This is a genomic window from Thalassoglobus sp. JC818 (genome assembly GCF_040717535.1).
Lineage (GTDB): Bacteria > Planctomycetota > Planctomycetia > Planctomycetales > Planctomycetaceae > Thalassoglobus.
The window spans coordinates 183,981-197,028 of record NZ_JBFEFI010000002.1 but is presented as its reverse complement, the minus strand read 5'-3'; the positions used below and the strand labels follow the sequence as shown (position 1 = coordinate 197,028).

The window sequence follows — 13,048 nt, the reverse complement described above, 5'->3', positions numbered from 1 at the left end:
AACTTTCAACGGGTCATATTCGAACAGCAAACTCAACTCAAAGTGGCATTTGAAAATCCGGAGCGTGAGTTCACTCACAGCGACCGCGATCATGCAACTGGGCCCACACCAAACTGAACACACTTCACAAACCGGAACGCGAATGGTCGCTTCAAAAAAGAAGAAAAAAGGACTCGTTATTGTCGAATCCCCGGCAAAGGCTCGAAAGATTGCCGGATTTCTGGGATCCGATTACGAAGTCAGAGCCAGCATGGGGCATGTCCGCGATCTGCCAGAAAAAGCAGCTGACATCCCGGAAGCTTTCAAAAAGGAAGCCTGGACCCGACTCGGAGTGAATGTCGAAGACAAATTCGCTCCGCTTTATGTCGTCTCTCCTGCCAAGAAAAAGGTGGTCAAAGAGCTCAAGTCGCTGTTGAAAGACTCTGAAGAGTTAATCATCGCGACGGACGAAGACCGCGAAGGGGAAAGTATCGGCTGGCATCTGGTCGATATTCTGCAACCGAAGGTCCCGGTCAAACGAATGACCTTCTCTGAGATCACCAAAAAGGCGATTCTCGAAGCTCTCCAGTCAACCCGCGAGATCGACATGAATCTCGTCGAAGCCCAGGAAACACGCCGGGTACTCGACAGACTCTATGGGTACACGCTCTCACCACTCCTCTGGACGAAAGTCCGTCGCGGCCTTTCCGCCGGCCGTGTCCAAAGCGTCGCGGTTCGAATCCTCGTTCAACGCGAACTCGAACGTCGTGCGTTCCGCAGCGGAACTTACTGGGACCTCAAAGCCTTTCTCGATACCGATCAGAAAGAGCCGATCGAAGCGATGCTCTGGTCGGTCGGCGGACAGAGAATCGCCACTGGAAAAGACTTCGACGAGCATACTGGACGCATCAAAGATGGGTCCAAAGTCCTGTTGATGGAAGAGCAAGCAACTCGCGATCTCCACTCGCGACTGCTCAACGAAAAGTGGTCCGTCAGCAACGTCGAACATCGAACGCAGACACGCAAGCCCCCTGCTCCGTTCACCACGAGTACTCTCCAACAGGAAGCGAACCGAAAGCTCGGACTCTCTGCCCGAGAAACAATGCAGGTCGCCCAACGTCTTTACGAAGACGGAAACATCACTTACATGCGTACCGATAGCGTGACACTCTCGCAAGAGGCAGTCACCGCGACTCGAAATCGCATTGGAGACAATTACGGGCAGAATTACCTCAGCCCGGATGTTCGCCAGTACTCCAACAAAACAAAGAATGCCCAGGAGGCACACGAAGCCATTCGTCCTGCCGGAACGGAAATGAAGACGGCCGACGAACTCAATCTGTCAGGAAGAGAATCAAAACTCTACGACATGATCTGGAAACGAACGATCGCCACACAGATGGCCGAAGCTCAATTGAGATTCGATACCGTTACGATTCAGGCAGGCGACGCAGAGTTTCGGGCAACAGGTCGAAAGGTCCTCTTTCCTGGTTACTTCCGAGCATATGTTGAAGGCTCTGATGACCCGGAAGCAGCACTCGAAGATCAGGATGCGACACTTCCGGATCTAAAGGAAGGCGCTGGCCTGACATGCTCTGAGATTGAACCTCTCTCGCACGAAACCAAACCGCCAGCGAGATTCACTGAAGCTTCGATTGTTCGAAAGCTCGAAGAAGAAGGAGTTGGTCGACCGAGTACCTATGCAAGTATCATCGGAACGATTCAGGACCGTGGTTATGTCCGCAAGGTCGGCAATCAGCTTGTCCCGACATTCACAGCTCTGGCAGTGAATCAACTGCTCGAAAACTACTTCCCGAAGATTGTCGATCTTCAGTTCACAGCTCAGATGGAGCAGGATCTCGACGACATTTCGAATGGGGAAGCGGACAAAATTCCGTATCTCGAACGGTTCTACTCCGGCGATGACGGGTTGAATCAGCAAGTCGAATCGAAGAAGGAACAGATTGATCCCCGCGAAGTCTGCACTCTGAAACTCGATTCGCTTTCTTCCGCAGTTCGAGTCGGAAGATACGGTCCGTTTCTGGAAGGTGACGACGACGGAGGCGAACCGGTCAATGCATCGCTTCCCGACGATATCGCTCCCGCCGACCTCGATGACGAAACCGCTCGCAAGCTGATCGAGTTGAAAAAACAGGGTCCACAATCGATCGGAATGCACCCCGAAGAGGGGCTCCCGATGTTCGTGCTCTCCGGCCCATTCGGTCCTTACCTGCAACTTGGTGAAGTCGTTGAAGACGGACCGAAACCGAAGCGTGTCTCGATTCCTAAGAACATCGATCCGACTTCCATCGAAATCGACAAAGCGATCGACTTACTGTCACTCCCGCGACGGCTCGGACACCATCCAGAAGACAATCGTGTGGTGAACGCGGGAATCGGTCGTTTCGGACCGTATGTCCAGCACGCTGGGAAATATAAATCGCTTGGTAAAGAAGACGACGTTCTGACGATCGAACTCGATCGCGCTGTCGAACTCTTGAAACTCGCAAAAACTCGCTCTGCTCCAACTCCGATCCGGGAGCTTGGAACACACCCCGAAAGCGAAGAGGCGGTAGCGATCTTCGAAGGCCGCTACGGCCCGTACGTAAAACTCGGAAAGATCAACGCGACAATCCCGAAAGACAAAGACCCGCAATCGATCACGCTGGCTGAAGCTGTCGATCTCATTAACGACAAAGCAGCCAAGACGGGCAAGAAAGTCGGAAAGAAAAAGGCCACCAAAAAGAAGGCTGCTAAGAAAAAGAAAGCCACCAAGAAGAAAGCCGCTAAAAAGAAGACTGCCAAGAAGAAGGGAACTAAGAAGAAAGCTGCCGAGGATCAATCAGCAAACGACGAATGATCACTGCGACAAACGTCGCAGCGTCGGAGTACGTGCCACTTCAAAAGTCTCGATCTGCGAAACGGGTCTATTCGCCTTTCCGGACTCCGGGTATAATCCGACCGATCTCACGCTGAGTGCACTTCAATCGAATTTTGACGAATGACAGAATCACTGCGAGGAAAATTCCTGGTCTCCGGGCCTCGACTGCGCGACGAGAATTTTTTCAAATCCGTCGTGTTGATCGTGGAGCATGGGGAAGAAGGAGCGATGGGCCTCGTGATCAATCACCCGTCTTCGGTCACAGTCGCTCACGCTCTGCAGGAACATCTTGATCTTCCCGAAACGCAGGACCTCGTTTACGTCGGGGGACCTGTTGAACCGGCTGCTTTATTCGTCGTTCATAACTCGCCCTCGCTGGATCCCGCTGAATCTCCAGTGATTCCTGACGTTTTCATGGGCAGCAGTGCAGAGGTCTTCGAACGAATTCTGACTGCCAGTCTGGAACCCGACCATGAGCTCGTCTACCGAGTTTACGGAGGTTGCTCCGGATGGGGACCGGGCCAACTCGAGGGCGAACTCGAACGTGGCGACTGGCTGACAATCGATGCTGACTCAAATTTTGTCTACACTGAAGATCCCTATTCCGTTTGGGATCAGTTGATTGCCAAGACATTCCACTTCAACCGGCTTCATTCCACGCAGTGTGATCACCCGGATTGGAATTAGAGCAGCTCTCGAACAGGTTTTCGTGAGTTTGCTGAAGTGTCTGGCAAGTTGCTCTTCCCAATGCTTGGGACTTTCGCGCGATCACCTGTGTCAACACTGACACTCCCCAGTTGATTCCCACCTACTTAAAGTATTTTCTGTTTTGTATGCACGATCTCGCACGAGCAAGCACAGCCTTTTAACTTATGAAACAGTGCAAGCGAGTGCACAGGAAAGAGCAACTTGCTCTAGACAGCCTCTTATGTTCGAATTCAACAAGCTGCCTGCGATGATTCGATCGATCGGATCTAGTCAGTTCTATCTCACTCTTCTCTGCGTCTCGACGCTCTCAGCAGTTCCGTCCAGTTCTTCTGCAGCTGTGCGGAATCTGGCTTTGGGGCAGCCAGCGAAAGCCAAGTCGACACAAACTTCGCACGATCCAGGACACGCCGTTGATGGGAATCTTAAGTCGCGCTGGTGTGCCAACGGATCACAAGAGAGTGAGTGGTGGGAAGTTCAACTCGCTGAAACTGCCAGCATCAATGCCGTCCGCATCCTTTGGGAGCAGGAGGGCACAGCGTATCGATATCTCATCGAGTCATCTTTGAATGGGAACGACTGGAAGACCGTTGTTGATCGGTCGGAGAACACGACCGAGACCGGAATCACAACGCATCAGTTCGACCCGGTCAAAGCGAATCGCATTCGAGTCACCTTTCTTGGTTCAAACTCCGGCGGATGGGGAAGCATCAGCGAATTCGCAGCTTACTCCGGAGATCCTCCTCCCGAGTTCGAACTTGTCGAGTCATCGACCAATGTCACGGTTGCTGATGTCAATGCCCCTGACGGATTCAACGTGCGTCTGTTCGGTGTTCCACCAGAGATCAATTATCCCGTCTGCCTGACAGCGGACTATTCCGGAGATGTTTTCATCGGAGTCGATGAGCAAGGGTCACTCGGCAAAGAAGCGGGACGCGGAAAAGTCCTTCGCGGTCGAGACACCAACGGCGACGGAACAGCCGACGAAGTCCAGTTGTTTGCCAAGATGGATCACCCTCGCGGCCTCTTCTACGACGACAATTCTCTGTGGGTCTTACATCCTCCATTCTTGACCGTGTTTCACGATCGCGATGGAGATGGAACAGCCGACGAGCAGCAAACACTGATCGAAGGAATCAGCACAGACTTCGTCAACAAGCGCGGAGCGGATCACACGACCAACGGCATCCGCATGGGGATTGATGGCTGGCTCTACATCGCCGTTGGTGATTTCGGATTCACACATGCAGTCGGTGCGGACGGAACGGAGTTGTCTCGTCGAGGCGGAGGTATCGTTCGCGTCCGCCCGGATGGTTCCGAGATGGAAATCTACTGCTGGGGATTGAGAAACATTCTCGATGTCTCCATCGACCCATTCATGAATATCTTCACTCGCGACAACACTAACGACGGCGGAGAATGGAACGTTCGGCTTTCACACATTCTGCAGTCTGCGGAGTTCGGTTATCCCTCGCTGTTCATGAACTACACCGATGAAATCATGCCGCCTCTCGCGGATTACGGCGGAGGCTCTGGCTGTGGAACGTTCTTTCTGCACGATGCTCAATGGCCTGAAAACTACAACAACACTCTTTACACATGCGACTGGGGACGCAGCGAAGTCTTCCTGCATAATCTTCCTGAAAGCGGCCCGACATACCTCCCGCATCAGCAATCGTTCTTGCGGATTCCCCGCCCTACGGACATCGACATTGATGCCGCTGGCAGGATGTATGTGAGCAGTTGGAAGAACGGAAACTTCGCCTACGACGGCCCCGATGTCGGTTTCGTCGCTCAGATCGTTCCGGATGGACTCACACCTGCCGCGCTTCCCGACCTGAAAAAACTCGACGATACGGTGCTTGTCTCACAGCTTCGAGCTGGGAACATGAAGCAGCGGCTCTACGCTCAACGTGAAATCCTCCGGCGTGATGAGCATGCGAATCTCGATTCGCTTCTGACGACACTCATGAATGATCCAGATGGACAGGACTTCGCACGCGTCGCGGCACTTTACACACTCAAACAGCTTCGCGGAGTGGAGAGTCACCCTGAACTGCTCGAAGCGTTGACCGATCCTCTGCTTCGCGAACATGCTCTGCGTGCTCTCACGGATCGCCGCACTGAGTTCGATGGCGTGACGAGCGCAGCCATCATTCCGTATCTGAGCGATCCTTCTCCTCGCGTCGTTGCGCAGGCGATCATCAGCCTTGGACGTCTCGGTGATTCTTCGATCGCAGAGAATCTGATTCCCTTGACTGTTCGACAGTCTGACACGCCTCGTGCCACAGCTCACAACGTCGCCGATGCCGATGCTGTCATTCCGCATCTCGCCATCCGCGCGTTGGTGAACCTGCAAGCTGGCGAAGCGTGTCTGCAAGCGCTCGACACTCCCTACCGCGACGGAGCGATTCAGGCTTTGCGATGGATGCACGATCCAGTCGTCGTGACTAATCTTATCGAAAGACTTCAACAAGCTTCTGACGCACAGTCAGCAAGCGATCTCCTCTCGGTTCTTGTTCGGCTCTATCATCGCGAAGGAGACTACAAAGAAGGTTGGTGGGGAACTCGTCCCGATCGAACCGGACCGTATTACGATCGGCAACCCTGGGAAGAAACTGCACGAATCGAAGAGGCCATCGTCTCGCACTATCAGTCTGCGGATGAAATCGGAAAAGAACGTCTGCTCGGAGAGATGATCCGGCATCGAGTTCACCCTAGCCAACTTCCGAAATCACTCTTCGAAGATCACAAGCAGACCGAATCGAACCAGCCAATCGCCATCCCGACAGTTGATCCCGACAATCCCAACCAAATCGCCAACATGACCTTTGAGGAGGTGCTTGAACGAACCCTCAATGCGGAAGGGAACGTCAAACGGGGACGACGCGTTTTCCTTCAGCAATCCTGCATCGCCTGTCACACGTATACTGAAGGGCAAGACCCGAAAGGGCCGCACTTGGCGGACATTGGAAAGCGGTATACCCGCGAGCAACTGATCGAATCGATCCTGAAACCGAGTGCAAAAATCGCTCAGGGATTCGACACCTATTCATTCATCACGACAGAAGGCAAGATTTACTCGGGCTTCATCGTGGGACGCAGCGCTGAAGAAGTGAAGCTGCGACAGGCGAATGGTCTTTCTCAAACGATTCTTCAAAACGAAATCGAAGAACAGGTTCAGCGAACCGAATCGATGATGCCGCAAGGGATCGTCAACAATCTCACCCCGGAAGAACTCGCTCACCTGCTCGCGTTCTTAGAGCAACTCAAGTAGGCACTCGGCAGACGTTCCAACTCTCGCTGAGCGACTACTGGTTGCTCGGCGGGAGGATGTGTCCCATTTTGTCTCTCTTGGCCTGCATGTATCGCTCACGATGGACATGCGGCGGAGCCACCAACGGGACCTGTTCAACAACGCGCAGATCGACCCAGTTCTCGAACGCTTCGGTCTTCTTGGGATTGTTCGTCAGGATTCGAACCTGCTTCAGCCCGAGGTCTTTGAGAATTTGAAGCCCGACCATGTAGTCTCGCAGGTCCGCTTTGAATCCCAATCGATGATTGGCTTCAACCGTATCAAAACCCTCATCCTGCAGCTGATAAGCTTTCAGTTTCGCGGTCAGACCGATGCCGCGACCTTCTTGAGGGAGGTAGACAACAGCTCCGCAACCTTCTGCGACAATCATCTGCATCGCAATGTGCAATTGATCTCCGCAATCGCAGCGCAGCGACCCCAGAATGTCACCTGTGAAACAGGACGAATGCATGCGTACGAGAGGAGCTTCAACGGAATTCAAATCCCCCCAGACGATGGCAATCGGTTCCTGATCTTCGTGATCGACTTTGTATGCGATGAACTTCGGAGTTCCGTAATCTTCTGTTGGAATCTCAACTTCTGCTTCGCGGTGAATCAGGTTCTCGCGGATTCTTCGGTGCTGGATGATTTCGGCGATCGAAATAATTGGAATGTCATGTTCCTTCGAAAACTCCTCGAGTTCTTCGATTCCAGCCATCCCAAAACCGCGCTGGCTACAAATCTCGATGATGCAGCCGACGGGATGCAAACCCGCCATTTTTAGAAGATCGATGGATGCTTCCGTGTGACCAGCCCTTCTGAGAACGCCCCCCTCGCGAGCGAGAAGTGGATTCACATGCCCCGGTTTGACGAAGTCGTTCTTTTGCGAATTCGGATCTGCGAGTGCATTCAACGTTAGTGATCGACTTTCAGCACTGACACCTGTGCCAGAGTCCTTATGGTCGACAAGCATCAGGAATGGGGTCTGATGCGAAGACGTATTCGATTCAGCATCAACGATCGGATTGAGCTGAAGCCTCTCAGCAACATCGTGGGTCAGCGGAGCACAAAGCACACCCGCAGCCCGTCGCATCATGAAGTCGACCTTTTCAGGCGTCATGAACTGGGCTGCACACAGCAAGTCTCCTTCGTTCTCGCGATCTTTTGCATCGAGAACAATGACCATTTTCCCTTCTTGCAAACGTTGCAGGATGAGATCCAGGTTGCGTCGACTGGTGCTCTCGGGAGTTGTCATTGGAATGCTTTGCCTTAAGTTTGCATACGTCGCGAATGAGTCGACGGTGCCAGAGATGACCTGTTGATCAAACACTCACGATCACCGTCTCGGAATGTGCTCTAGTTTTGTGGAGGTCTTGTCAGTCGATCTCGCAGGTAAGCTGCGCGAACTACGTTCCGCTGCGTCGATTCGAGTTCTTCGCCCCGAATCTTCTGCAGGTGTGCTGGCTGAATGTGCATGAACAGCTCGTTGACGGTCGAGATTTCGACGTCATCAACTAAACCGAGATTGATTCCCATACGAACACTGGAAAGTTTTTCCATGGTCTCTTCGGAGGAAATCTGCCGAGCGCTGCTCAAGACACCCAAAGCTCGGGACACCTGATCGTGCAGCCGTTGACGATCTTCCTTGATAAGTGCCTGACGTGCTCGTCGTTCGTAATCCAGAATGTCCGGAATCACACGTTTGACGTTCTGGATAATTTGCTCTTCGGTGCGTCCAAGCGTGACTTGATTCGAGATTTGATAGAAATCTCCCATCGCCTGACTCCCTTCGCCGTAGAGTCCGCGCACTGCGAGATTCATTTTGTGCATGGCCTGAAAGACCTTCTGAATCTCCTTGGTCAACACCAAGGCGGGAAGGTGCAACATGACGCTGACGCGCATGCCTGTGCCCGCATTTGTGGGGCAGGACGTGAGGTACCCGAATTCATCGCTGAACGCGAAAGAGACTCTTTCTTCTAACTCGTCATCGATTTTGTTGATCTGCGTCCACGCCGATTCCAATGCGTAGCCACTTCGAAAGACCTGCATTCTCAGATGATCTTCTTCATTGATCATCAAACTCACCGTTTCGAGTGCTCCGATGCAGGCGCTCCGAGCCCCTGAGCTCTCAGCGTGTTCGCGGCTGATGAGTTGTCGTTCAACCAAGAATTTTCGATCGAGGTCATCGATTTGATCGACATCGATCACCTTCAAATCGGAAGCCGTTGAGAGTTCGCGGATGTTCTCTTTCAGCAGAGCTTCGGTCTCGCGACGAGTTGATTCGTCGGCCCGCGGGGGAAAAGTGAAATCCGCGACGTTCCGGGCCAAACGGATTCGGCTGGAAATCACAATATCCGATTCCGGACCGGTTCCGCGCAACCACTCACCGCTGGTCGCCTTGAGATCATCGAATTCCACCTGAGAAACTCCCTCCACTCTCGATTGTGCCTGGTACCGTCGACGAATTCGTGAGAAGTGATCCGAAAACCCGAACATCGGATTAACATCCGAGACCCAAACCGAGTCAAAAACGGGTTTGGGACACGTTCTATTCTCCCGTGTCGCTCGGTTTCTGGCAACGGTCGGAACTCAGAGTTTCTTGATTTACCCGAGCAGTTCGCAGCACTTTTGCGTTTTTGAGGCAGTCTTTTCGAACTCGCAGCTGTCGAAACCGCTGTCCAATCATGTACGACGAGCCCACATCCCGGAAGGCTGATGAAATGCTTTACTGCTGCATCCCTTTGGTCAATTCCATGAAGGCGGTCTCGAGATTGACTTCCTCTTCCCGGAACTGACGGAGCTTGAAACCTGCCTGAATCAGCTCCGACGGCAGATCACTGTAATCATCGCTGCCTGCGTTGAGTGTCACGAAGATCGTCTCACCGGTAATTGAGACCCCTTTCACAAGGTCGTGCTGTTCCAGCAACTTCGCTGCCGGTTCCGGGTCACCGATCACTCGAATTTCGAGCAGAGTCGCTTCACGCGCCTTTTTCATGACGTCAGCGACATAGTCATCGACGAGCATGTTTCCCTTTTCGATGATCCCAACTCGAGTACAGACATCGGCCAGCTCAGGAAGGATGTGGCTGGAAACGATAACGGTTTTCTTCATCTCCCCGAGTCGACGCAGGAGCTTTCGAATCTCGATACGAGCACGCGGGTCCAATCCACTCGCAGGCTCATCCAGCAAGAGAACCTGAGGATCGTGCAGCAGTGTCCGCGCCAGCCCGATTCGCTGGGTCTGCCCTCGCGACAATTGGGAGACCATTGCATCTCGCTTGAACGACATGTCGACCAGTTCGAGTTTTTCCTCGCAGACCTTTCGTCGCCCCGGACCATTGATGCGATAAGTCGAAGCGAAGAATTCCAGATACTCGATGACTGTCATGTCGTCATAGACACCGAAGAAGTCGGGCATGTAGCCGACGAGCCGGCGGATTTCATCCGGGTTGGTGTAGATCGACTTTCCGCAGACGTAACACTCACCATAGTCGGGATTGAGCAGCGTCGCGATCATTCGCATCGTGGTGGTCTTCCCCGATCCGTTGGGACCGATGAACCCGAAGACATCGCCTTCCTTGAGTGAAATCGTGATCTCGTTCGCAGCGACAAGATCTCCATACCGCTTCGTGAGTTTGATGGTTTCAATCACAACACTGATTCCAGAACATATTGAAAAATGAGGCCAAGGAGATGGCGGTCGATTTGTATTCAGTAATCGCTGATCACTAAGGAACTTTCAGCAAGTTTGGATCAGGCGGAGCGTTCAGAGCAGCAGCATCGACTTGAACGGGAAGGATGATCCGGACGATCGTGGCTCGGTCTTCGTATTCGGGGGCTTCGCCATTAATGTTGTAGTTCGTGGCCCCTCGCTCCATGCGGCCAAACAGGACCGCCTTGCCCAATTCGATTTGTTGAGACAGATCCAGTTCTTCCAGCGACTGGTTGGAGAGCGTCGAGTACTCACGCCCTCCAGTGACGGTGTAGAATGTCAGGATTCTCATGATGTCGTAAGCGTCTCTGGAAAACGGATCGTACCGTTCTCGATCAACCTGTCCGTCCACTTTCGTCGAGACTTTTCCCTGACGGGTTGAGGTCCGAATTCTGAGCAAGACACCACGCAAAATATTGGTTCGTGCCAGATCCAACTGAAATGTTTCCCCCGGTTTCAGGGGCTGAAGTCCTTCCCCAGAAGTCGTGCGAGGAGAGTATGCGAAATTGTCGTAAGCCAGAAACCAGTCCTGAATCTCCCCCGGCAGCTCATGCGAGATGCTTCCCTGGAGTCGTCCGTTCCCTCGATCGTACAGGTCTGAGGAAACGAGCGTTTTCATGTCGACGCCTGCTTCCCATTCACTTGCGACGGAACCAGTCGACCAGACTCGAATCGGTAAATCGAAGACTTCGTCTCCCAAGTCCGAAACACTGTAAGCTGGCTTTTGACTATCCAGACCACCGGAGCGATACATGCCGCGATAGCCCGATTCTGGTCGTTCGACCCAGCTTGTCAGAGTGAAATCGACATTGTCATCAGAGAGTGCCTCGCCGAAGTCCACGATCGCATGTGTGTCGTATCGACTCGACGTCGGGCTGTAGAGATTGAACCAGCTTCTCCCGCGAACAGTTCCAATCGTTGCGTCGACATCCACCACTTCCATCTGGCGGGCGGACATTGGATGTGAATTCGTCGCATTGGCTGAACTTAATGTCGTGTAGACAATCAGTCCCAGCCACAGAGGAAATGTGATCCATGTTAGATTCGGACGTCGAATGACGTGATGGACGAGGTAATAGTCAATGGGTCCGACGAGGATCGCCAACAGTGCCATCCAGCCCATTGAGACCCAATATGAGTGTCTTGGAATCTCGTCGGTCGAGTCGATTGCCTGGATGATCTGTGTTTGAAAATCTGCAACTCCCGTTGGACTCAAACCGCTGTCGTCTCGCTGCTGCAGAAATTCTGGATCGTTCCAGAGAGGATCACGCCCTGCAAGAATCATCGCCAGCTCTGCTCGTGAACCCCATTCAGAAAGAGGCTCCTGATCGAGGCGTAAAGCGAAGATCGTCACTAAACCGAGTCCAACTCCCGATCGAATGATCATTGGCTGATTCAATCCTGAAGCGACGACAAGCCCATTCTCAGCATGCAGGTCTGCACCGGTCAAACTTCCGATCATTCGCAACCGACCGCTTCCCGGAATGATCGCGTTCAACGGACCCAGGTTCCGAATCTCCGCAGTCCCGTGCGGCTGATTGGGAAGCCAGCTGGCGAGCGAACTGTTGTTCAGCAACTCAGCATCTGCTCCGACTGCCAAAACGAGGCGACCACCCCGCTCAACCCACTTCTGCATCGCTGCGGAAGCTTCTTCGGAAACGGGTGTGTCTGCATTAATAACGATGACATCGACCGAGTCGAGCGACCGTCCGGTCCCCCGCCAGTCGCCGAAGTCTTCCAACGAGACGAGTTGAATCGCTTTCGCGTTCACAGCTGAAGCACGGCGAAATGCAGCTTCGAATGCTGGCTGTTCACCAGCGATCATCCACAGTTGTGCATTCTGCTCGAGTGAATACAAACTCCCTGCTCCGTCTGCACGCAGAAGCTTTGAGGCGACCACTCGTCCTTCAGACAGAATTTCAATCAACACAGAGGCATCATTTCGCCCATTGCGAAACAGTGCTTCCACGTGCTGGAGAGAATCCGAACTCCCCGAGAGTGGCGGTAACGATGTGTAGACAGCATGACCATCGGGATCGACTGTGCGAATTCGCGGCGTTAGTTCTCCGCTTGAAGATACGCCTTCTTCACTGGAGTTTGACACATTGGAAACCTGAACGTCGAATCGCAGAGGTGCCCATCGACCGATCTTGAACCAGCCGTCGACTCCGCCTGAAGCATTGAGAATCTCGACTTCGGCACTCGCACTGTTTGCGAAGAGAAGGACAAACAGGCTCAAACAACCCCAAAACGCACTCGACCGAAATCGCGCGTAGTCGACGGATTTTCGGTGGACGAATTGTTGATTGTTTTGAAAGAACTGAGAGATTGTCATGTAAATTGATTGATCGAAAGAAGCCATCACAGCGTTTACCAACGAACTGCGGCAAATTTGCGTAGTATAGGGCATCAACGCCTCCGGAATAGGGCGTCGTGACCGGTCAAGTGTACAGATTCGGTGAGTCTCCGTATCGTA

7 protein-coding genes are annotated in these 13,048 nt (G+C 53.0%); 3 read left to right on the top strand and 4 right to left on the bottom strand.

The features are described from left to right. The first annotated feature begins 142 nt into the window (after positions 1-142). The 3 genes from topA to AB1L42_RS05225 all read left to right on the top strand — a co-directional run bounded on the left by topA (position 143) and on the right by AB1L42_RS05225 (position 6,842). A complete protein-coding gene (gene topA / locus AB1L42_RS05235) occupies positions 143-2,839 on the top strand; it encodes a type I DNA topoisomerase (protein ID WP_367052103.1) in 2,697 nt (898 codons plus the stop codon). Between the two features lie 141 nt (positions 2,840-2,980). Continuing rightward, positions 2,981-3,547: a YqgE/AlgH family protein gene (locus tag AB1L42_RS05230; protein ID WP_367052101.1), complete on the top strand. Its 567-nt coding sequence runs from the start codon at positions 2,981-2,983 to the stop codon at positions 3,545-3,547. Between the two features lie 241 nt (positions 3,548-3,788). Next, positions 3,789-6,842, top strand: a complete 3,054-nt coding sequence (locus AB1L42_RS05225) for a discoidin domain-containing protein (protein WP_367052099.1) — start codon at positions 3,789-3,791, stop codon at positions 6,840-6,842. Positions 6,843-6,876: 34 nt separating this feature from the next. Here AB1L42_RS05225 and ribA read toward each other — a convergent pair whose 3' ends face one another. The 4 genes from ribA to AB1L42_RS05205 all read right to left on the bottom strand — a co-directional run bounded on the left by ribA (position 6,877) and on the right by AB1L42_RS05205 (position 12,934). Further along, positions 6,877-8,115 (bottom strand): GTP cyclohydrolase II, encoded by a 1,239-nt coding sequence (gene ribA / locus AB1L42_RS05220; protein ID WP_367053168.1) that lies wholly within the window; start codon positions 8,113-8,115, stop codon positions 6,877-6,879. 101 nt (positions 8,116-8,216) lie between these two features. Continuing rightward, positions 8,217-9,278 (bottom strand): protein arginine kinase, encoded by a 1,062-nt coding sequence (locus AB1L42_RS05215; RefSeq protein WP_367053167.1) that lies wholly within the window; start codon positions 9,276-9,278, stop codon positions 8,217-8,219. Between the two features lie 307 nt (positions 9,279-9,585). Beyond that, positions 9,586-10,512 (bottom strand): ABC transporter ATP-binding protein, encoded by a 927-nt coding sequence (locus tag AB1L42_RS05210; RefSeq protein ID WP_367052097.1) that lies wholly within the window; start codon positions 10,510-10,512, stop codon positions 9,586-9,588. Between the two features lie 76 nt (positions 10,513-10,588). Beyond that, complete coding sequence (locus AB1L42_RS05205) at positions 10,589-12,934, bottom strand: hypothetical protein (protein ID WP_367052095.1); 2,346 nt, start codon at positions 12,932-12,934, stop codon at positions 10,589-10,591. Positions 12,935-13,048: the final 114 nt, after the last annotated feature.

What these genes read in the sequence shown, in the direction of transcription:
- topA (WP_367052103.1), top strand. Translation starts at nt 143, where the DNA reads ATGGTCGCTTCAAAAAAGAAGAAAAAAGGACTCGTTATTGTCGAATCC.
- AB1L42_RS05230 (WP_367052101.1), top strand. Translation starts at nt 2,981, where the DNA reads ATGACAGAATCACTGCGAGGAAAATTCCTGGTCTCCGGGCCTCGACTG.
- AB1L42_RS05225 (WP_367052099.1), top strand. Translation starts at nt 3,789, where the DNA reads ATGTTCGAATTCAACAAGCTGCCTGCGATGATTCGATCGATCGGATCT.
- ribA (WP_367053168.1), bottom strand. Translation starts at nt 8,115, where the DNA reads ATGACAACTCCCGAGAGCACCAGTCGACGCAACCTGGATCTCATCCTG.
- AB1L42_RS05205 (WP_367052095.1), bottom strand. Translation starts at nt 12,934, where the DNA reads ATGGCTTCTTTCGATCAATCAATTTACATGACAATCTCTCAGTTCTTT.